This window comes from Bacillus aquiflavi (assembly GCF_019915265.1).
Lineage (GTDB): Bacteria > Bacillota > Bacilli > Bacillales > Cytobacillaceae > Bacillus_BT > Bacillus_BT aquiflavi.
In genome coordinates this window covers 2,037,705-2,057,234 of the sequence record NZ_CP082780.1, presented here as the reverse complement: position 1 = coordinate 2,057,234, position 19,530 = coordinate 2,037,705, and the positions used below count along the sequence as shown (strand labels likewise).

The 19,530-nt window shown below is 35.7% G+C and carries 23 protein-coding genes and 1 pseudogene; 23 read left to right on the top strand and 1 reads right to left on the bottom strand.

Annotated features, from left to right (window positions below; genetic code table 11):
* The first annotated feature begins 112 nt into the window (after nt 1–112).
* The 6 genes from K6959_RS09840 (at nt 113) to K6959_RS09815 (ending at nt 4,510) form a co-directional block, all read left to right on the top strand.
* Nucleotides 113–616 carry a Rieske (2Fe-2S) protein gene (locus K6959_RS09840; protein WP_163239899.1) on the top strand — a complete coding sequence of 168 codons (504 nt, stop codon included), beginning with the start codon at nt 113–115 and terminating at the stop codon, nt 614–616.
* 3 nt (nt 617–619) lie between these two features.
* The gene (gene qcrB / locus K6959_RS09835; protein ID WP_223086395.1) at nt 620–1,294 is read left to right on the top strand and encodes a menaquinol-cytochrome c reductase cytochrome b subunit; all 675 of its coding nucleotides are present in this window, start codon (nt 620–622) and stop codon (nt 1,292–1,294) included.
* 63 nt (nt 1,295–1,357) lie between these two features.
* A complete protein-coding gene (locus K6959_RS09830; protein ID WP_223086394.1) occupies nt 1,358–2,125 on the top strand; it encodes a menaquinol-cytochrome c reductase cytochrome b/c subunit in 768 nt (255 codons plus the stop codon).
* A 146-nt stretch (nt 2,126–2,271) separates the two neighbouring features.
* Nucleotides 2,272–2,871: a lipoprotein heptaprenylglyceryl N-acetyltransferase LhaT gene (locus tag K6959_RS09825; RefSeq protein ID WP_223086392.1), complete on the top strand. Its 600-nt coding sequence runs from the start codon at nt 2,272–2,274 to the stop codon at nt 2,869–2,871.
* 56 nt (nt 2,872–2,927) lie between these two features.
* Nucleotides 2,928–3,716: a sporulation protein YpjB gene (ypjB, locus tag K6959_RS09820; RefSeq protein WP_223086390.1), complete on the top strand. Its 789-nt coding sequence runs from the start codon at nt 2,928–2,930 to the stop codon at nt 3,714–3,716.
* 116 nt (nt 3,717–3,832) lie between these two features.
* Nucleotides 3,833–4,510: a zinc metallopeptidase gene (locus K6959_RS09815; protein ID WP_163239909.1), complete on the top strand. Its 678-nt coding sequence runs from the start codon at nt 3,833–3,835 to the stop codon at nt 4,508–4,510.
* A 58-nt stretch (nt 4,511–4,568) separates the two neighbouring features.
* On the opposite strand, the gene K6959_RS09810 is transcribed toward K6959_RS09815, so the two are convergent.
* Entirely contained in the window at nt 4,569–5,441 is an 873-nt protein-coding gene (locus tag K6959_RS09810) for a YitT family protein (protein ID WP_163239911.1), read from the bottom strand.
* A 179-nt stretch (nt 5,442–5,620) separates the two neighbouring features.
* On the opposite strand from K6959_RS09810, the gene K6959_RS09805 reads away from it, so the two are divergent.
* The 17 genes and pseudogenes from K6959_RS09805 to K6959_RS09735 all read left to right on the top strand — a co-directional run bounded on the left by K6959_RS09805 (nt 5,621) and on the right by K6959_RS09735 (nt 19,474).
* Nucleotides 5,621–5,959 carry a nucleotide pyrophosphohydrolase gene (locus K6959_RS09805; protein ID WP_223086388.1) on the top strand — a complete coding sequence of 113 codons (339 nt, stop codon included), beginning with the start codon at nt 5,621–5,623 and terminating at the stop codon, nt 5,957–5,959.
* Between the two features lie 3 nt (nt 5,960–5,962).
* Nucleotides 5,963–6,763 carry a 4-hydroxy-tetrahydrodipicolinate reductase gene (gene dapB, locus K6959_RS09800; RefSeq protein ID WP_223086386.1) on the top strand — a complete coding sequence of 267 codons (801 nt, stop codon included), beginning with the start codon at nt 5,963–5,965 and terminating at the stop codon, nt 6,761–6,763.
* Nucleotides 6,764–6,774: 11 nt separating this feature from the next.
* Nucleotides 6,775–7,170 carry a methylglyoxal synthase gene (gene mgsA, locus K6959_RS09795; RefSeq protein ID WP_163239916.1) on the top strand — a complete coding sequence of 132 codons (396 nt, stop codon included), beginning with the start codon at nt 6,775–6,777 and terminating at the stop codon, nt 7,168–7,170.
* Complete coding sequence (bshB1, locus tag K6959_RS09790; protein ID WP_163239918.1) at nt 7,149–7,859, top strand: bacillithiol biosynthesis deacetylase BshB1; 711 nt, start codon at nt 7,149–7,151, stop codon at nt 7,857–7,859. The genes mgsA and bshB1 overlap by 22 nt, the downstream gene beginning before the upstream one ends.
* Before the next feature lie 30 nt (nt 7,860–7,889).
* Nucleotides 7,890–9,023: an N-acetyl-alpha-D-glucosaminyl L-malate synthase BshA gene (bshA, locus tag K6959_RS09785; RefSeq protein WP_163239921.1), complete on the top strand. Its 1,134-nt coding sequence runs from the start codon at nt 7,890–7,892 to the stop codon at nt 9,021–9,023.
* An 8-nt stretch (nt 9,024–9,031) separates the two neighbouring features.
* Nucleotides 9,032–10,228, top strand: coding sequence for a CCA tRNA nucleotidyltransferase (locus tag K6959_RS09780; RefSeq protein WP_163239923.1), 1,197 nt, complete (start codon nt 9,032–9,034; stop codon nt 10,226–10,228).
* A pseudogene (locus tag K6959_RS09775) lies at nt 10,213–11,201 on the top strand (biotin--[acetyl-CoA-carboxylase] ligase). The gene K6959_RS09780 and the pseudogene K6959_RS09775 overlap by 16 nt, the downstream one beginning before the upstream one ends.
* A gap of 325 nt (nt 11,202–11,526) precedes the next feature.
* Entirely contained in the window at nt 11,527–12,357 is an 831-nt protein-coding gene (gene panB, locus K6959_RS09770; RefSeq protein WP_163239927.1) for a 3-methyl-2-oxobutanoate hydroxymethyltransferase, read from the top strand.
* Between the two features lie 6 nt (nt 12,358–12,363).
* The gene (gene panC, locus K6959_RS09765; protein ID WP_163239929.1) at nt 12,364–13,209 is read left to right on the top strand and encodes a pantoate--beta-alanine ligase; all 846 of its coding nucleotides are present in this window, start codon (nt 12,364–12,366) and stop codon (nt 13,207–13,209) included.
* 26 nt (nt 13,210–13,235) lie between these two features.
* Nucleotides 13,236–13,619 (top strand): aspartate 1-decarboxylase, encoded by a 384-nt coding sequence (gene panD / locus K6959_RS09760; protein WP_223086384.1) that lies wholly within the window; start codon nt 13,236–13,238, stop codon nt 13,617–13,619.
* 142 nt (nt 13,620–13,761) lie between these two features.
* Nucleotides 13,762–15,003, top strand: coding sequence for an exonuclease domain-containing protein (locus K6959_RS19615; protein ID WP_316252474.1), 1,242 nt, complete (start codon nt 13,762–13,764; stop codon nt 15,001–15,003).
* A complete protein-coding gene (locus K6959_RS19610; RefSeq protein WP_316252473.1) occupies nt 14,975–16,303 on the top strand; it encodes a helicase C-terminal domain-containing protein in 1,329 nt (442 codons plus the stop codon). The genes K6959_RS19615 and K6959_RS19610 overlap by 29 nt, the downstream gene beginning before the upstream one ends.
* On the top strand, nt 16,252–16,563 hold the full coding sequence (locus tag K6959_RS19605) for a helicase C-terminal domain-containing protein (RefSeq protein ID WP_316252472.1): 312 nt from the start codon (nt 16,252–16,254) through the stop codon (nt 16,561–16,563). The genes K6959_RS19610 and K6959_RS19605 overlap by 52 nt, the downstream gene beginning before the upstream one ends.
* A 66-nt stretch (nt 16,564–16,629) precedes the next feature.
* Nucleotides 16,630–17,472: a ComEC/Rec2 family competence protein gene (locus tag K6959_RS09750; protein ID WP_163239935.1), complete on the top strand. Its 843-nt coding sequence runs from the start codon at nt 16,630–16,632 to the stop codon at nt 17,470–17,472.
* Nucleotides 17,473–17,606: 134 nt separating this feature from the next.
* Complete coding sequence (locus K6959_RS09745; protein WP_223086382.1) at nt 17,607–17,771, top strand: YpmA family protein; 165 nt, start codon at nt 17,607–17,609, stop codon at nt 17,769–17,771.
* 13 nt (nt 17,772–17,784) lie between these two features.
* The gene (locus tag K6959_RS09740) at nt 17,785–18,258 is read left to right on the top strand and encodes a cell wall elongation regulator TseB-like domain-containing protein (RefSeq protein ID WP_223086381.1); all 474 of its coding nucleotides are present in this window, start codon (nt 17,785–17,787) and stop codon (nt 18,256–18,258) included.
* Nucleotides 18,259–18,286: 28 nt separating this feature from the next.
* Nucleotides 18,287–19,474 (top strand): pyridoxal phosphate-dependent aminotransferase, encoded by a 1,188-nt coding sequence (locus K6959_RS09735; RefSeq protein WP_223086379.1) that lies wholly within the window; start codon nt 18,287–18,289, stop codon nt 19,472–19,474.
* Nucleotides 19,475–19,530 lie beyond the last annotated feature (56 nt).

Here is a 19,530-nt window from a genome sequence, read left to right as displayed (position 1 = left end):
CGCAGGATAATATTGACCTTGTTTACAGATTGATATATCATAGTTATGTCCTAGTTTTATATTGTGTTTAAATTGTCCGATGGACTTCACTATACGATAAGGGGGGATAATGATGAGCAAACATCGAGTTTCTAGACGTCAATTTCTAAATTATACTTTAACTGGTGTAGGCGGCTTCATGGCAGCCGGAATACTTATGCCAATGCTTCGATTTGCTGTTGATCCTGTGTTAAAAGCGACAGGAAAAGGCGACTATATACCAACTAATCAAAAGATTGCTGACATTACAAGTGAACCTGTTCGGGTGAATTTTAGCTACACCCAGGTTGACGCATGGTATGAATCTGAAATCACTGAAACTGCTTGGGTTTACAAGGATGATAGCGGGGAAATAGTTGCCCTTTCTCCAATCTGTACTCATTTAGGCTGTACAGTAAACTGGAATGGAGAACCGGGTCACCCTGATCATTTCTTCTGTCCGTGCCATTACGGTCTTTATACGAAAGACGGTGTACAGGTTGCAAATACACCGCCGACAAGACCGCTTGATTTATACCCATACACGGATAAAGATGGCTTTTTACATTTAGGAAAAGCAAAACGACGGGAGGCGTAATAATTGTTAAACAAGATTTATGATTGGGTTGACGACCGATTAGACATTACGCCTTTGTGGCGTGATATTGCTGATCATGAAGTACCAGAGCACGTAAACCCGGCGCACCATTTCTCTGCGTTTGTTTATTGTTTTTGTGGTTTAACGTTTTTTGTCACGGTAATTCAAATTCTTTCTGGTATGTTTTTAACGATGTATTACGTACCGGATATAAAAAATGCGTGGCAGTCAGTTTATTATTTGCAAAATGAAGTAGCATTCGGACAGATAGTCCGCGGAATGCACCACTGGGGTGCGAGTTTAGTTATCGTCATGATGTTTTTACATACGCTCCGTGTATTCTTCCAAGGGGCTTATAAAAAACCACGTGAATTAAACTGGGTTGTTGGAGTTCTTATCTTTTTCGTTATGCTTGGCCTAGGTTTTACAGGTTATTTATTACCATGGGATATGAAAGCTCTTTTTGCAACAAAAGTAGGTTTGCAAATAGCCGAAGCAACTCCGTTAATCGGTACGCAAATTAAAGTATTACTCTCAGGACACTCTGACATTGTTGGTGCACAGACGTTAACTCGTTTCTTTGCGATTCACGTATTCTTCTTGCCGGCTGCATTGCTTGCATTAATGGGAGCGCATTTCATCATGATCAGAAAACAAGGTATTTCTGGTCCACTATAAAATTATGTTGTACAAATCAGTAGATTTCGTTCAACTTATTGGATAAAGGAGGGAGAATATTAGATGCATCGTGGTAAAGGTATGAAATTTGTAGGTGATTCCCGTGTACCTGCACGTGAACATCGAATGCCAAATATTCCAAAAGATTATTCAGAATATCCTGGAAAAACAGAAGCATTTTGGCCTAACTTCCTTTTAAGAGAATGGATGGTAGGTGCAGTATTTCTCATCGGATTTTTAAGTTTAACAATTGCTCATGAGCCTCCGCTCGAGAGAATTGCTGATCCGACTGATACTGGTTATATACCGCTTCCTGACTGGTATTTCTTATTCTTATATCAGTTGTTAAAATATTCATTTGCATCTGGACCGTATACGGTTATCGGTGCTCTTGTCATCCCAGGATTGGCGTTTGGAGCATTATTGCTAGCTCCATTTATTGATAGAGGACCTCATCGACGTCCGTCTAAGCGTCCATTCGCAACAGGATTTATGTTACTAGCTTTAGCATCCATCGTATTCTTAACTTGGGAATCTGTAGCAACCCATGACTGGGAAGCAGCAGCAAAACAAGGAGAGATTGTCGAGGGACCAGTAGTTGATAAGGAATCAGAAGAATATAAATTATATCAACCTTCTTGTGCTGGATGTCACGGCGGAGATTTTGAAGGGGTTTCAGGACCAACGCTTGTTGGCACTGGATTGTCAGCTGATGAAGTGAAAGATATTATCATCAATGGAAGAGGCGACATGCCTGCTGGCGCGTTTACTGGTTCTGATGAAGAATTACAAAAACTTGCTGAATTTATTGCAGGTCTTGAAGAAGAATAATATTACTTTTAGGCTGACGAAATTTTTTCGTCAGCCTTTGTTATATACAGTTTCAAGCCTTAAACGAGGCATAGGATCTCACTCGATTCACATGACCAAAAGTTATTTGTTTGTAATACATAATCTAAAATGAAAGAGGCTGAACAATGAAGTGGATATATCCTATTTTAATGAATCGAGCATTTTTATGGCTGTTACTAATAGTTAACATTTTAGGTACTGCTTACGGATACTATTGGTATAAATGGCAGCTTGCAGATACTCCTGCGATTTTTATCCCTTTTGTTCCAGATAGTCCTACAGCAAGTCTGTTTTTTGTCTTTGTTATCATCGCATTTTTATTAGGGAAAAATTGGCCGTTATTTGAGGCGCTAGCAATTGTTACTTTATTTAAGTATGGAATTTGGGCAGTTGTAATGAATCTACTCGTATTTAAAGTAAAGGGTGAACTTGATATGATTGCACTTATGTTAATTGGCTCACATTTTGCAATGGCTGTTCAAGGTTTATTATATGCCCCTTTTTATCGGATTAAAACTTGGCATCTTGTAGTGACTGGGATATGGACATTACACAATGATGTGATTGATTATGTGTTTAATATGCTGCCGCGTTATCATATGTTGAATTTATATACACCGCAAATTGGCTACTTTACATTTTGGCTAAGCATACTTTCTCTTGCTATGACTTACTATTTTTGTATTAGAAAGAATCGCTTTACACTAAAATTAAACATTAATTAATGGTCTATCCTTGTCCAACCTTTCATACATTCTAATAGTAATAAGGGGGGACAAGAATGAGAATAAAATCAAACATTATACTTATACTAATCTTTCTACTTATAACTCCAAAAGTAAATGCTGAAATGACAGCTACAATTGAAAAACTTGACCAAATTTCTGATGAAGCCCTGCAAATGGTTAAATTAAACCGTAATGATGATGCTAAACGGCTGCTCGAATATTTTTCTGAACAATTTTTATCAACCACTATGAAAGAACGTTTTTTCTCAATGGATGAGCTTCGAATTGTCACTGTTTCCCATAAAGAGGCTTTAGAAGCGGTGACTAATGCGACGATTAATCATAAAGAACGAGTAAATAAAGTCACAAAATTTAGGTTAGCTATAGATGCGATCACTTCAACACATCAACCGTTATGGACGGAGATGGAAGGACAGATAATGACTGCTTTTAACGATGTAAAAGAGGCTGCTTATAATGGAGAGAATGAGACATTCCATCTACAGCTGAATTCATTTTTGATGTTATATGAAATGATTTATCCAAGCTTAAAGATTAATATTCCAGTTGAAACAATTCAAAAGCTTGATGCACGGATAAATTATATCGATCATTATCGTCCCCAAGTATTATCAGAAATTTCTAGTCAACATGAATTAGAAGCTTTGGAAGCTGATTTAAAAACAATTTTTTTTGGAGTAACTGAGGATGAGGCAGACCCTTCGTTATGGTGGGTGATCATCTCGACAGGCAGCATCATTATCCTCACCTTAAGCTATGTAGGATGGAGAAAAAATAAAGGGGATAAACAAAAACAAACTAGTAAATCAAAGCATCTATAACCCCTTTAATTCATCTCTTCTCATTCCTTTCGTATAAAAAGTCTAATTAATTGACAAGATTTTATTATATGAATAAAATTGAGATAATAACTTCAGATCAATGATGGAGGTAAGCAATGGGATTTTTAATTTATTTTGCGCTAATTATTATTATTCCACTATGGGCGCAGATGAATGTAAAAGGGGCTTATAAAAAGTTTTCACAAGTTCCGTCATCTTCACAAATGCCTGGAGCTGAAGTAGCTAGAAAAATTTTAGATGCAAACGGTTTATATGATGTAACAGTTGAGGAAACGGGCGGCGTTTTAAGTGATCATTATGATCCACGTTCTAAAACCGTTAGATTATCCTCTAACAACTATCATGGGCATTCTATCGCCTCAGCAGCTGTAGCTGCTCATGAAGTAGGCCACGCGATACAAGACCAACAAGACTATGCATTTTTACGTTTTCGGCATGCTTTAGTACCTATCGCAAGCTTAGGCTCAAATTTGTCATGGATTTTAATTTTAGTGGGAATTATTTTAACTTCCCAAAATTTATTGCTATTAGGTATTATTTTTATGGCAGCTGCAGTTCTATTCCAGGTGGTTACACTACCCGTCGAGTTTAATGCGTCAAATCGAGCAATGGATCAAGTCATCTCATTAGGAATCATTCGAAATGATGAAGAACGTGAGACAAAAAAAGTTTTAAATGCCGCTGCATTAACATATGTAGCCGCTGCCGCCATTGCAGTATTAGAATTACTTCGATTTATTTTAATGTTCATTGGAATGAACCAAGACGATTAATTGAATGCCGTGCAACAAATAAAGTCCTCTTCAAGACTTTCATTTGTCGCACGGCTTTTCAACGTTCAATCGGCTTTTTGTTTTCATCTAATGTAAAGCCTTCTCCTAGTACGTCATGAACAATGCTTACTGATACGAATGCATGTGGATCGATAGATGTAATAATATTTTTTAATCGAACAATTTCATTTTTACCAACTACACAGTAAAGTACCTCTCGTTCTTGTTTCGTAAATGAGCCGTGTCCTTTCAGAATTGTAATGCCTCTTTCCATTTCATTCATTATTTTCATAGCAATTTCTTCGTTTTTCTCAGAAATAATCATCGCGCCTCTTGCGGAGTATGCTCCTTCTTGCATAAAATCAATAACTCTTGCACCGACAAAAACAGCAACAAGTGTGTACATTGCTTCTTGATATGTTAGATAAAAAATAAGTGACATCGCAATGACGACTGCATCGAAAAGAAACATTGTTTTTCCCATGCTCCAGCCGATATATTTATATAGAAGCCGTGCGATAATATCCACTCCGCCGGTAGTACCTCCAAAGCGGAAAATAATTCCTAATCCGACACCGATAAAAACACCTGCAAATAGTGCAGCAAGTGTTAAGTCTTCTTTTAGCGGCATGTCAATTTGATAGCGCTGGAAAATTTCTAAAAAGATCGAAACACCTATCGTACCAATGATTGTATATAGAAAAGCGTTACGGCCCAATAGTTTCCAGGCAAATAAAAAGAGAGGAATATTAAGTAATAAGTTAACGTAGGAGGGGTTGAAATCAAATAAAAAATAAAGCAACAATGTAATTCCAGTAAAGCCGCCTTCCGCTAAGTTATTTTGCATATTAAAATGTACAATTCCAAAAGAAAAAATCGCAGCACCTACAAAAATAAAACATATATTTTTCAATTTTAAACCAAAAATCATTTTTAATCCTCCCCTACATAAAAAGTCAAAGCGCTATCATTATATAAAATCTAATGTATTAGGGCAACAAGACTTTTTCTTTGATCTAGTAGATTTCAAAGGAGAGAAATATAAAAACATTTGTAAAAGGAATTGGTTTTAGCTAACATAAAATAAGAAAAGTAAGAGGAGATGTTAGTTTGAGTACAAAAAAAACAGTGAAAGATTTACAGCAAGAGGTAGATACATATATCAGTCAATTTAAAGAAGGTTATTTTTCTCCATTGGCGATGCTCGCGAGAATGACCGAGGAACTTGGTGAGCTTGCACGAGAAATTAACCACTATTATGGAGAAAAACCGAAGAAGAAAACAGAACAGGAAAAAAAGATAGAAGAAGAATTAGGCGATATGTTGTTTGTATTAATTTGTTTAGCAAACTCGTTAAATATTGACCTTGAAACAGCACATAATCGTGTTATGCATAAGTTTAATACGCGAGATAAAAATCGGTGGACAAAAATTGAAGGTGAGGAATAAAAGATGAAGAACATTAAAATTATTATTGCTGGCCCCCGCGGGAGAATGGGCAGAGAAGCTGTTCGACTAGTTGAAAGAACAGATCATTTCCAGTTGATTGCTGTTTTAGATTATAAAAATGACGGTAAAATGCTAGCTGACTTGGGTGATTTTCCAAACGTAAATGTACCGATATATACAGATATAGAGCAATGTTTTCAAGAAAATGACGCTGATGTGCTAATTGATTTAACAACTCCTGAAGTTGGAATGACTCATGCAGAAACAGCGCTTCGTTATGGTGTGCGTCCAGTTGTTGGAACAACGGGATTTACAAAGGAAAATTTACTTAAATTAGAGGCAGACTGTCAAGAAAAGAAAATAGGCTGTATTATCGCACCTAACTTTGCAATTGGTGCGGTGTTAATGATGAGGTTTTCTCAAATGGCAGCGAAATTCTTTAATGATGTAGAAATAATTAAACTTCATCACGATCAAAAGCTTGATGCTCCTTCAGGAACAGCTGTTAAAACGGCTGAGATGATTTCTGCTGTCAAAGAGGAGAAGCAACAAGGCCACCCAAATGAAAAAGAAACGATGAAAGGGGCAAGAGATGCAAATTATGATGGAATGCACATTCATTCAGTTCGCCTTCCTGGATTAATTGCCCATCAACAAGTAATGTTTGGTTCGAATGGTCAAACGTTAACGATTCGCCACGATTCATATAATCGTGAATCATTTATGTCTGGAGTGAAGGTTGCAGTTGAAACAGTAATGAATATTGACACTTTTATTTATGGTTTAGAAAATATTTTGGAGTAGGGGGATAAAATATGAATATTGCCTTAATAGCTCATGATAAGAAAAAGGACGATCTTGTTCAATTTATTATTGCATATAAATCGGTGTTTGCTGCTCATACTTTATTTGCAACAGGAACAACAGGTTCAAGAATAATCGAGGAGACGGGTTTATCTGTACACCGATTCCAGTCTGGTCCGTTTGGAGGCGATCAGGAAATTGGTGCACTGATCGCTAAAAATAAAATGGACGTCGTCTTCTTTTTTCGAGATCCGTTAACAGCTCAGCCTCACGAACCAGATGTATCAGCTCTTATTCGTCTTTGTGATGTATATTCAGTTCCTCTTGCAACAAATATGGGAACTGCAGAGATCATCGTTATGGGGTTAAAGAGAGGGGATCTATCATGGAGAAAAGTGAAACAATAAATGTGGATATTCTTGCGTTTGGTGCTCATGCAGATGATGTGGAGATTGGAATGGGGGCTTCAATCGTAAAATTAACAAAGGCGGGTAAAAAAGTAGCCATCTGCGATTTAACGGAAGCTGAATTATCATCGAATGGAACCGTTATGTTAAGGAAAGAAGAGGCAAAAAAAGCCGCCTCAATATTAGGGGTATCTTTTCGACAAACGATTGGCTTGCCTGACAGGGGCTTGCAATTAAAAGAAGAATACATAAAAAAAATTGTCGCGATTATTCGACGTTATCGACCTGCGACTGTTTTCGCGCCATTTTTTGAGGATCGTCATCCAGATCATGGGAATTGTGCTCGCCTTGTTGAAGAAGCTGTTTTTTCGGCTGGAATTAGAAAATATGATTGTGGCAGTAACCTTTCTTATCATAAAGTTGCTAACATTTATTTTTATATGATAAATGGTTTTCATAAGCCTGATTTTGTTATTGATGTCTCTGATGAAATTGACCAAAAGCTTGCTAGTTTACAAGCGTACGCAAGTCAATTTAATCAGGAGGCTAGTTTCAAAACTCCATTAACAAATGGATATATTGAGACTGTAAAAGCACGTGAACGTCTATTTGGGAAAGAAGTTGGTGTTGAATTTGCAGAAGGTTTTAAAGTGAAAAGACCTCTGCTTGTTAATCCTGACTGCTTATAAATAAAGAGGCGCTGATAAAGGAGAGTCTTTATGGAAAAATTAAAAATAGGTATTACATGTTATCCAACAGTCGGCGGTTCAGGTGTTGTAGCAACGGAGTTGGGGAAATTATTAGCAGAACGGGGACACGAAATTCATTTTATTTCATCAAGTATTCCTTTTCGGCTAAACAAAATGTATCATAACATTTATTATCATCAAGTAGAGGTTAACCAATATTCTGTCTTTCAATATCCGCCATATGATATTGCCCTAGCGAATAAAATGACTGAAGTTGCCAAAAGAGAAAAGTTGGATTTACTACATGTACATTACGCTATTCCCCATGCAGTTTGTGCAATTCTTGCAAAACAGATGAGTGGTTATAACTTAAAAGTGGTGACGACCTTACATGGAACAGACATCACTGTACTGGGATATGATCCTTCATTAACAAATGTCATCCGTTTCGGGATTGAGCAATCTGACTATGTAACAGCCGTTTCAAATGCTTTAGTCAATCAAACTTACGAGCTAATTCATCCTCATAAACATATAGAAACAGTTTATAATTTTGTTGATGAACGTGTTTATCGGCGGATAAATTCTAATCATTTACTGAAAGAATACGGAATTGATCCGAAAGAAAAAGTTGTCATCCATGTTTCGAATTTTCGAGCGGTGAAACGTGTATGTGATGTCGTAAAAGTTTTTAAGAAAATAAGTGAACAGCTCCCCGCTAAGTTGTTATTAGTCGGTGATGGTCCTGAAATAACTGTTATTTGTAATCTCGTGAAGCAGCTCGGTCTCGCGGGAAAAGTTTTATTTTTAGGGAAGCAAGATAATTTAGAAGAATTATATTCAATTAGTGATTTAATGCTGCTCCTTTCCGAAAAGGAAAGCTTTGGACTTGTAATCCTTGAAGCAATGTCTTGTGGGGTGCCAAGCATCGGAACAAAAGTTGGCGGTATTCCAGAAGTAATTATGGACGGAGAAACAGGCTTTATATGTGAGCTTGGGGATATTGATTGTATTGCGCGTAAATCTCTCTATATATTACAAGATGAGCAGATTCAAAAACAGTTTTCAAAACAAGCAGAGCTTTCCGTTAATGAGCGTTTTTCATCTGAGTTGATAGTCAATCATTACGAAAAAATTTATCACAACGTACTAAATGAAAGGTGACAAAAAAGATGAATCATCCTTTCTTAAAAGCAGTTCCAGTTATTGAGAAATTAGAAAAGGCTAATTTCGAAGCATACTTTGTTGGTGGTTCTGTTCGCAATTATTTGCTTCAGCGAGAAATAGAGGATATAGATATTGCCACATCAGCTACACCTGAAGAAGTGAAACGTATATTTCATCAAACAGTTGATTTAGGAATAGAGCATGGAACCGTGCTTGTCCTATTTGAAAATATGACATATGAAATCACTACTTTTCGTACGGAAGCAGAATATAAAGATTTTCGCCGTCCAAAGGGAGTTACCTTTATTCGATCGCTTGAAGAAGATTTACGAAGACGGGATTTCACGATGAATGCGATTGCTATGGATAAAAACGGTAAAATCATAGATCCGTTTGCGGGTAAAAGAGCGATCTTGAAACGGGAAATTGTAACCGTCGGCAGCGCAGAAGCGCGATTCAAAGAAGATGCTTTACGAATGATGAGAGCAGTTCGCTTTGTTAGTCAATTACAATTTACGATAGAAGAAAACACGAAGCGAGCATTAATAGAATATGGTTATTTATTGACAAAAATTGCGATAGAAAGAATAGCAAATGAATTTGAAAAACTTCTCATTGGAGAAGGTTCTGTTCAAGCTCTGCGTTTACTTGTTGAAACTCGATTGCATCATCATTTGCCGGGATTAGCAGAAAAAGGCGATGGCATCATTCGAATGACAAACTATCAATTAGACAAGCTTTCATTAGACGAACTTTGGACTCTTTTGCTATTTTCGTGTGAAATTTCTGTCATAAATGTAGAAAAGATATTAAGAAAATGGAAATTGTCACTTAAGCAAATAAAACAAGTAAAGCTATTATTATCTTCGTTACACAACCGTTTACATAACGAATGGACGAAGGAGCAATTGTATCGAACAGGGCGAGAAAATATAGAAAAAGTTGAACGACTATACTGTGTAATTACGAATCGTAACTTTTCCTCCATTTTTAAGTGGCTAAGTCAATACGATCGATTACCAATTAAAGAACGTTCTGAACTTGATGCAAATGGTAAAGATTTAATGGAATGGCTAAATCAAAAAGGCGGACCGTGGTTAAAACAATTGCTGGCGGAAATCGAGACAAGTGTAGTAGAGGGGAATCTTGCTAACCGTAAAGAAGTAATAAAGGAGTGGGTCAGAAAATGCAATCGGAGCTGAGGAAACAATTGCTTAATGCTTTTTCAAATGCGGATGGGGAGTATTTATCTGGTCAATATTTAGCTGATTTACTTGGTTGTTCCCGTACTGCTGTTTGGAAGCATATTGAAGAGCTGCGTAAAGAAGGCTTTGAGTTAGAGGCAGTTCGTAAAAAAGGATATCGTATTATAAAAACACCAGAAAAAGTAACTGCAGATGAAATCCGTCTAGGTTTAAAAACAAAATTATTAGGATCACTCATTCATTATGAGGAAACGGTTGATTCAACACAAAAAAATTGCGCAAAAAACTTGCTTATAAAGGTGTACCTGAGGGAACGGTTATCGTAGCGGAAGAGCAGCTTAAAGGAAGAGGACGACTTGCTAGAAATTGGCATTCTGCAAAATCGACGGGTATCTGGATGAGTATTATTTTACGGCCAAATATTCCAATTCCGAAAGCACCGCAGCTAACATTAATTACTGCTGTTGCTGCTGTACAAGCAATAGAAGAAGTAAGTGGTATAAGAGCACATATTAAATGGCCGAATGATATTTTAATAAATGGAAAAAAGCTTGCCGGTATTTTAACAGAGCTTCAAGCAGAAGCGGATCGAATTTTTTCAATTATTATTGGGATAGGAATAAATGCTAATCAAAAAGCGGAAGATTTCCCTGAAGAACTTCGTTCAATTGCGACATCCATTTTTCTTGAAAAAGGAGAGCCGATTAAAAGGGCCGAATTAATCAAAGTCTTTTTATCTAAGTTGGAAACACTTTATTTACTTTATTTAGAAAAAGGTTTTCATCCGATAAAATTATTGTGGGAAAGCTATGCAATCAGTATAGGCAAACAAATCATTGCGAGAACACTGTCCGGTTCAATTAAAGGAACAGCATTAGGGATCACAGAAGACGGAGTGTTGATAATGGAAGATAAACTTGGGGAAAAACACTATATTTATTCTGCAGATATTGATTTATCAGCAGATTAAAAACTGATTTCCTTTTCTTAATTTCTTAAAGCTTCAGTTCATATAGTGGGAAAATTCAGTGATTTCTTTTAATTTTTAGTTTTTTTGTAGAAAGATTAATAGAGTTTTGATATAATTCTTTTGGGCGGTATCGAATAAGAACTGCACCTTTACAGAAAATAAGAATAAAAACGGATATCTGCCTAGATCCATTTTAGGACCGGGACAGAGGGATGGAACATTAAAAAGATTGAACGGGATCCTTCTGCTTTTTTAATGGATCCCTTTTCGTGTCGTCAATTGATAAACGTTTCATTTTCTCTTTCCTAAAAAAGGAGGAAATAGAATGAAGCAAACAACAGATTTTATCCAAATGAAGAACAAAGGTGAAAAGCTAGCGATGATTACTGCTTATGATTACCCATCTGCTAAATTGGCTGAAGAAGCAGGCGTTGATCTTCTACTAGTCGGCGATTCACTAGGCATGGTCGTTTTAGGTTATGAGTCGACTGTTTCAGTCACGTTAGATGACATGATCCATCATACAAAAGCAGTTAAAAGAGGAGCAGTTAATACGTTTATCGTTGCTGATATGCCATTTATGACATACCATTTATCAATTAATGAAACGTTGAAATCAGCTGCTCAGCTTGTGCAAACAGGCGGTGCACATGCAGTTAAAGTTGAAGGAGGAGATGTAGTTATTGAAAAAATCTCCTCATTAACAAAAGCAGGAATACCAGTCATGGCTCACCTAGGTTTAACGCCACAATCAGTTGGTGTTTTAGGAGGCTATAAAGTACAAGGGAAGAGTGCCGCAGCTGCGAAAAAATTAATTGAAGATGCAAAAAAATGTGAAGAAGCTGGTGCTTTCGCACTTGTATTAGAATGTATTCCGAAGCAGTTAGCTCAAGAAGTTTCGCATACGCTTTCAATTCCGACAATTGGGATTGGGGCTGGTGCTTATACTGACGGACAAGTTCTTGTTTACCATGATTTAATTACCTATGGGGTCAACCGAGTCCCTAAATTTGTTAAACAATATGAGAACGTAAGCGAACAAATTGTAAGCAGCATAAAAAGTTATGTGGCAGAAGTGAAAGAAAGCTCGTTTCCAAAAAATGAGCATAGCTTTACAATGAAAGAAGAAGAACTTCACGCACTATACGGAGGATAATAAATAATGAAAGTCTTTACAACCATTCACGATATGCAAACAGAGATGATTAAATTAAAAAAATATGGAAAGACCATTGGCTTTGTGCCGACAATGGGATATTTGCATGATGGCCATATGTCTTTACTTAAGAAAGCAAGACAAGAAAATGATCTAGTTGTGTTAAGTATTTTTGTAAATCCGCTTCAATTTGGACCGACAGAAGATTTTTCTGCTTATCCACGCAATCTTGACCGTGATAAGGAAATTGCTCTTAACGAAAGGGTTGACTATTTATTCTGTCCATCTAGTGTTGAAATGTATCCAAGGCAGCCTTCCGTTAAAGTAGTTGTTCAAGAGCGGATAGATGTGATGTGCGGGAAATCGCGTCCCGGTCATTTTGATGGAGTAGCAACCGTATTAACTAAGCTGTTTCATATCGTAAAACCAAACCGAGTATATTTTGGTTTAAAAGATGCACAGCAAGTAGCAGTTGTTGATTGGTTGATAAAGGACTTTCATTTTCCAATCGAGTTAATTCCTTGCGAGACAGTTCGTGAAGAAGACGGATTAGCAAAAAGTTCTCGTAACACAAATTTATTGGAGCAAGAACGGGGGGAAGCCCGTCATTTATACAAAAGTTTACTATCAGCAAAAGAAATGATCGATGACGGAGAGCGGGACAGAGAAACAGTGATCCAATTTATTACTAATTATCTTTTAAACAATACGAGCGGTTCTATTGACTATGTAGAAATCTATTCTTACCCGGAGTTAAAAGAAATGACTATGCTCACAGGAACATTCATTATTGCTCTGGCTGTAAAATTTTCACATGCCCGCTTAATCGATAACATCATTATCACGATATAAAAAATTTTACGAGAGGAAGAAAATAGATGTTTCGTACGATGATGAACGGAAAAATCCATCGGGCACGTGTAACGGAAGCAAATTTAGATTACGTTGGAAGTATTACAATCGACGAAGATATTTTAGATGCTGTCGGCATGGTTGCCAATGAAAAAGTACAAATTGTTAATAACAATAATGGTGCTCGGTTTGAAACATATATTATCCCAGGAGAAAGAGGAAGCGGTGTTTTTGTTTTTAAACGGGCTGCGGCTAGGCTCGTTCAAAAAGGTGACATCGTAATCATTATTTCATATGTATTGGTTGCTGAAAATAATGTTTTAACTCATAAACCTAAGGTAGCCATTATGGACGAAAATAATCAAATTAAAGAATTAATTCATACAGAACCAGAAGCAACTATTTTATAGTATTAGCTCCCGTATTAGGGAGTTTTTCTTTTTTAACGAAAATAATGGGCGTGAAATTGAGCAGTAAAGTTTAAGATGTCTTTTACTTTTCTTCTTTTTATGATACCGTTTTGTTTGACATAATGTTTGAGGTGTAAGGAATATGAAAAATAAATTTGTTATCGTAGATTTAGAAACTACAGGAAACTCAGTAAAAAAAAGTGATAAAATTATTCAATTTGCAGCTGTTGTCATTGAACAAGGCCGTATTGTTGATACATATTCTTCTTTAGTTAATCCTGAAAAGAAAATTCCTCTTTTTATCGAAGGATTAACAAAGATTGATGATCACATGGTAAAGGAAGCACCATTGTTTTCAGAAATTGCGCCAACAATTTTATCAATGCTAGAGGGAGCCTATTTTGTCGCTCATAATGTATTCTTTGATTTAACGTTTCTTCAAGATGAATTAATAGCTGCTGGCTATAAAGACTTATCTGTTCCAATTATTGATACAGTTGAAATGGCACGAGTTGTATTTCCAACTGCCGACAGCTACCAATTAAATGAGCTTGCGATCCAAGAAGGGCTTAATCATAACCGTCCACATCAAGCTGATAGTGACGCATATGTTACGGCACAATTATTTTTAAAAATGGTCGAAAAACTTATGGTACTGCCTGAAAAAACATTGCAAATGCTAACGACACTTTCAACAAGGTTGAAAAGTGATATCCATTCACTTTTTGCAGAGCTTTTAACAATTAAAAATCGAACGATTGAACAACTGCCAAATGATCTCGAGATCTTTAATGGGCTTGCTTTAAAAAAGGAAGCTTATTTACAGGATGGGGATGAGGATCGTAATTCTTTTTTATATCCAGACAATGAAGAGGAAAAAGATGCACTGCTAAAGCCCACCTTACCATCGTTTGAACGCAGGCTGGGACAATATGAAATGATGGACGAAGTGTATGATGCATTGCAGCATAGTCATCATGCAGTCATTGAAGCGGGGACAGGTGTCGGAAAGTCTTTAGCTTACTTAATCCCTGCAGCATTTTATGCAAAACAAACAGAAAAACCGGTAATGATTAGCACGTATACGACCTTACTTCAGGAACAGCTATTGAATAAGGAAATTCCACTGTTAGAAAAAATGCTTCCTTTCCTGATAAATATTGCACTGATAAAGGGGCGAAATCACTATATTAATTTGGAAAAATTTGTCCAAACATTAAAAAATGATGACTTAAATTACGATACAACTTTAACAAAAATGCAAATTCTTGTCTGGCTTACGATGACGAAAACCGGAGATGTAGATGAATTAAATTTATCAAGTGGCGGAGAAATCTATTGGAACAAAATAAAAAATGATGAAACAAAAATATTTGAGAAATAAAGCGTGGTTATCAAGAGATTATTACTTATTAGCAAGAAAAAGAGCAAAGTCCGCCAATATCATTATTACAAACCATTCACTTCTTGTTACAGATTTATCTTCCGAGCAATCATTTTTACCTGAATATGAAGAAGCAATTATTGATGAAGCCCACCAATTTGTAAAAGCAGCTGGCAAACATTTTGGTTTTAAAGTCGATTATATTTTGTTGAAACTTCTTTTTGGCAGACTCGGCACATATGAACAAAAACAACTTTTTTATCAGCTTGAACAGATCGTTAACGAAGTAGATTTAAAAAAGAAAGATCTCATTCATTCTTTTGAAATAAATGAAATGATCACTGATGCAGTTTTTGAAGTCGAACAATTTTTTTCGACTGCAAGAGCATATGCTCTAAAGGGAGTAAGCAGCCAAAAGTCAAATATGAAGAAAGCGGCATTTCGCTTTAAAAGTGAAAATAACCGTGAGTCGTCAGCACTTTTAATCGAGGCAGAACGTTTTTATAACATGATTAAAGAACTAATTTCAAACTTAAGAAGTCGGATAAATTTAGTTATGCAACATCAATTATCAGCAGCCCAAAAATTAGTCTTGACTGAACTCGAAACAACTTTAAATGATTTAGAAAAAATAATCAATGCTGTTGACCGCTTATTCATTCATCCCGCTTGCGATTTTGTAACCTGGATTGAAATTGATATGCGGGCAAAGGATCATAAAACAATCATATATGGAGAACCGCTTAATGTTTCAAATGTTTTAAAAGATCATTTATTTACTGATAAAAAAAGTGTTATCTTAACATCAGCAACATTAACAGTAAACAACTCTTTTAAAAACATACTAAATGAACTAGGATTAACTTCTTTTAATCCGTCATTAAAACAAATTGCTTCACCATTTAATTATGACAAACAAGTTCAGCTAATTATCCCGGAGGATTTACCAGAAATCAACACTGTAAATACGGATGAGTACGTTTCAGCAATTACTGAATACATCATTTCCATTGCTGAAGCAACGCAAGGACGAATGTTAATTTTATTCACATCTCATGAAATGTTAAAAAACACACATGAGTTAATTAAAGAAAGCGGCTTTTTAGAGGATTTTGTTTTGATTGCCCAAGGAATAACTAGTGGTAGCCGAATAAGATTAATGAGGAATTTCCGGCGTTTTGAGAAAGCGATTTTATTTGGAACGAGCAGTTTTTGGGAGGGAGTTGATATTCCTGGAGAAGATTTATCTTGTTTAGTAATCGTAAGACTGCCATTTTCTTCACCAAAAATGAACCATTAACCGAAGCAAAAAGTGAACAAATTGAAAGAGAGGGTGGAAGCCCTTTTTATAAATTATCGATACCTGAGGCCGTTTTACGTTTTAAGCAAGGCTTTGGAAGACTCATTAGAAACGAAACAGATCGAGGTATCATCATTGTGTTTGATCGCAGATTGATTACGAAAAGATACGGAAAAACATTTTTACAATCGATTCCATCTGTTCCAATAACAACGAAAAAAATGAAAGAAACGATAAGCTTTATTCAAAAATGGTTATGAAACTTGGCAAATAACATACGCTATATTTATCGACATCCCCATTGACAACATTTGGAGGAATGAAAGATGAATATGTTATTTGCTGCAATACTCTTTTTGACAAGCTGGTTTTATACCCCAGTCCAAACACCAACAATACCTGTTGAAGTCGAGAGTATTGATTTAAACTTAAAAGAAAATGAGTTAGGGCTTACTTTCTTTTTCCTTTCCGATGGCGAAGCAACTCTTATTCAACACGGAAACGGAGAGAATATTCTAATTAATACCGGGGGAGAAGGAACGGAAAAAGAACTTGAGCGTCTCCTAGAGCTTTACGATGTTAAAAATATTTCGGCTATTGTGTTGACGAAAATATCAAGCTACTGTAACGTCAACTTAAAATGGCTTATTGAACAGTACGATGTAAACGAGCTCATAGCAAGTAGCTATATAGTTCAAGGCTTAAAGCAACAGTACGCTCATTTACAAATGAAAGAATTAAAAACAGGTACTAAACAACAGATTTTGCCTCATTTAGTGCTTGAAAGTTTGTTTGACGGCAATAAAAAAGACGAAGGAACAGATATATCGTTTAGATTTTTTAATCATCGAATTTTTTATATGAGCTCTACAAGTAAAAGAGCAGAGCAAAGTTTAATGGATCAACAACTTTCTGATGTGAATGTTGTTAAATTACCGGGGTTTGGTGAAGAAAGCGGTATTTCGGAAAAATTAATTAAACATATGGATCCACAAGTAGCGATATTATTTTATTCAAATGAAGTAAAACCGAGCAGTGAGCTTTTTAAAAAGCTGAGTGATACATGGATCGATGTATATTTTACAAAAAAACATGGTACTGTCAGCTTGAAATTTACGAATTCTAATTATGATATCATTACAATTTCAAATGATAATCAATTCGAATAATTATTCGAAAAAAATAAAAAAAAAAAAGATCGTAAAGAGGTTTCTCCTGTTATAATGATTGATATAAATTATTTGTAGCTAATAAAATGAAAATCATTCCAATTTTATTAGTTATGAGGAGGATTTTACGAGTAATGGAGAGAAATGTAGAAGTGTTGTCGACAATTACAATTCAAAATAGTCCTGATTTATATAAAATTGTTGATTGCTTAAATCGAACATTAAAAGAAAAGAATTTAATGTTTGGTTTAGCACTTAATAATGAAAAAAAAGCAATTTTTTCAATTTATCGTACATAAAGAAGTGAATAAAATGAAGAAGTGGATATTAATTATTTCGGCGATCGTTGTTATAGTCATTGGCGTGTTTTTTAAATTGTATTACAATGCTGTTTCGCCCATGAAGAAGGCAGAAGAAACGGCTATAATTAAAGCAAAAAAAGAGACAAAACTTGTTTCAATCGGTGATGTGTACACTTATAACGGAAAAGAAACTAGTTACGCTGTTACCGGAAAAAACGAAAAAAAAGAAGAAATTATTGTATTTATACCTGAAAAAAAAGGTAAGGCAATTGTAAAAAAAGCAAGCGAAGGAATTTCAAAGAAAGAAGCAGTCAATATTGTAAAATCAGAAAAAAACACTAAAGAAATCATTTCAGTTCGTATGGGAATGGAAAATAACGTCCCGCTTTGGGAAGTATATTATTTAGGTGATGATGGATTGTTAAATTATTATTATATACATTTTGAAACAGGTGAATGGCTTAAAAAGATTGAAAATCTATAAAGTTTTCGCGGATGGGGGAAAAGATAAAATGGAGTTCCAATTAGCAGAAAGAGTAAAAGCATTAACACCATCTTCTACTCTTGCTATTACTGCAAAGGCAAAGGAGTTAAAAGAACAGGGACATGATGTGATCGGTTTAGGTGCAGGTGAGCCAGATTTTAATACGCCACAGCATATTATCGATGCAGCGTATGCATCAATGAATCAAGGTCAAACAAAATACACTCCTTCAAGCGGCTTACCTCTTTTAAAAAAGGAAATTATCAAAAAGTTAAAAAAAGATCAAGGTCTTGAATATACAGCAAGTGAAATCATTGTTACAACTGGAGCAAAGCATGCTCTATATACATTATTTCAAGTGTTGCTAAATAAAGGGGACGAGGTGATCATACCTGCTCCTTACTGGGTAAGTTATCCTGAACAAGTTAAGCTTGCTGGCGGTATACCTGTTTATGTAACGGGCAAAGAAGAGAATCAGTTTAAAATAACTCCGCAACAATTAGAAGGAGCTATTTCAAATAAGACAAAAGCGCTCATTATTAATTCACCGAGTAATCCGACTGGGATGCTTTATACAAAGGATGAATTGACTGCTCTAGGAGAAGTTTGTTTAAAAAATAATATATTAATTATTTCAGATGAAATTTATGAAAAGCTTGTTTACGAAGAAAACAAACATGTTTCAATTGCTGAAATATCACCAAATTTAAAAGAATTAACAATTATTATTAATGGTGTTTCAAAATCTCACTCCATGACAGGGTGGAGAATTGGTTATGCTGTTGGTAACGAGCAAATGATAAAGGCAATGACAAATTTGGCGAGTCACAGCACGTCTAATCCAACGACAACAGCTCAATTTGGGGCAATAGCAGCATATAGCGGTTCTCAAGCGCCAGTTGATGAAATGCGGCAGGCTTTTGAAAAAAGACTAAATATTATATATGATCAACTCACTAAAATTCCGGGTTTTTCTTGTGTTAAACCTCAAGGAGCATTTTATTTGTTCCCTAACGTAAAGAAAGCCGCACAATTAACAGGCTACACTTCAGTTGACGAGTTTTCTAATGCATTACTCGAAAAAGCAATGGTAGCAGTTATTCCAGGCTCTGGTTTTGGTTCACCGGATAATATTCGTTTATCTTATGCGACATCACTAGATGTATTGGAAGAAGCAGTTAATAGAATGAAACAATTCGTTGAAGGACATAAATAGTAGACGATTTTTCATATAAAAACAAAGAGGCGGAAAAGTGAGTCATTAGCTTTTCC

Excerpts from the sequence above, each read along its gene's own strand:
- mgsA (WP_163239916.1), top strand. The coding sequence starts at position 6,775 with ATGAATATTGCCTTAATAGCTCATGATAAGAAAAAGGACGATCTTGTT.
- K6959_RS19610 (WP_316252473.1), top strand. The coding sequence starts at position 14,975 with ATGATGAAACAAAAATATTTGAGAAATAAAGCGTGGTTATCAAGAGAT.
- K6959_RS19615 (WP_316252474.1), top strand. The coding sequence starts at position 13,762 with ATGAAAAATAAATTTGTTATCGTAGATTTAGAAACTACAGGAAACTCA.
- K6959_RS09745 (WP_223086382.1), top strand. The coding sequence starts at position 17,607 with ATGGAGAGAAATGTAGAAGTGTTGTCGACAATTACAATTCAAAATAGT.
- panB (WP_163239927.1), top strand. The coding sequence starts at position 11,527 with ATGAAGCAAACAACAGATTTTATCCAAATGAAGAACAAAGGTGAAAAG.
- K6959_RS09780 (WP_163239923.1), top strand. The coding sequence starts at position 9,032 with ATGAATCATCCTTTCTTAAAAGCAGTTCCAGTTATTGAGAAATTAGAA.
- K6959_RS09740 (WP_223086381.1), top strand. The coding sequence starts at position 17,785 with ATGAAGAAGTGGATATTAATTATTTCGGCGATCGTTGTTATAGTCATT.
- panC (WP_163239929.1), top strand. The coding sequence starts at position 12,364 with ATGAAAGTCTTTACAACCATTCACGATATGCAAACAGAGATGATTAAA.
- K6959_RS09750 (WP_163239935.1), top strand. The coding sequence starts at position 16,630 with ATGAATATGTTATTTGCTGCAATACTCTTTTTGACAAGCTGGTTTTAT.
- K6959_RS09735 (WP_223086379.1), top strand. The coding sequence starts at position 18,287 with ATGGAGTTCCAATTAGCAGAAAGAGTAAAAGCATTAACACCATCTTCT.
- K6959_RS09830 (WP_223086394.1), top strand. The coding sequence starts at position 1,358 with ATGCATCGTGGTAAAGGTATGAAATTTGTAGGTGATTCCCGTGTACCT.
- K6959_RS09840 (WP_163239899.1), top strand. The coding sequence starts at position 113 with ATGAGCAAACATCGAGTTTCTAGACGTCAATTTCTAAATTATACTTTA.
- dapB (WP_223086386.1), top strand. The coding sequence starts at position 5,963 with ATGAAGAACATTAAAATTATTATTGCTGGCCCCCGCGGGAGAATGGGC.
- bshA (WP_163239921.1), top strand. The coding sequence starts at position 7,890 with ATGGAAAAATTAAAAATAGGTATTACATGTTATCCAACAGTCGGCGGT.
- K6959_RS09825 (WP_223086392.1), top strand. The coding sequence starts at position 2,272 with ATGAAGTGGATATATCCTATTTTAATGAATCGAGCATTTTTATGGCTG.
- K6959_RS09810 (WP_163239911.1), bottom strand. The coding sequence starts at position 5,441 with ATGATTTTTGGTTTAAAATTGAAAAATATATGTTTTATTTTTGTAGGT.
- panD (WP_223086384.1), top strand. The coding sequence starts at position 13,236 with ATGTTTCGTACGATGATGAACGGAAAAATCCATCGGGCACGTGTAACG.
- K6959_RS09815 (WP_163239909.1), top strand. The coding sequence starts at position 3,833 with ATGGGATTTTTAATTTATTTTGCGCTAATTATTATTATTCCACTATGG.
- bshB1 (WP_163239918.1), top strand. The coding sequence starts at position 7,149 with ATGGAGAAAAGTGAAACAATAAATGTGGATATTCTTGCGTTTGGTGCT.
- ypjB (WP_223086390.1), top strand. The coding sequence starts at position 2,928 with ATGAGAATAAAATCAAACATTATACTTATACTAATCTTTCTACTTATA.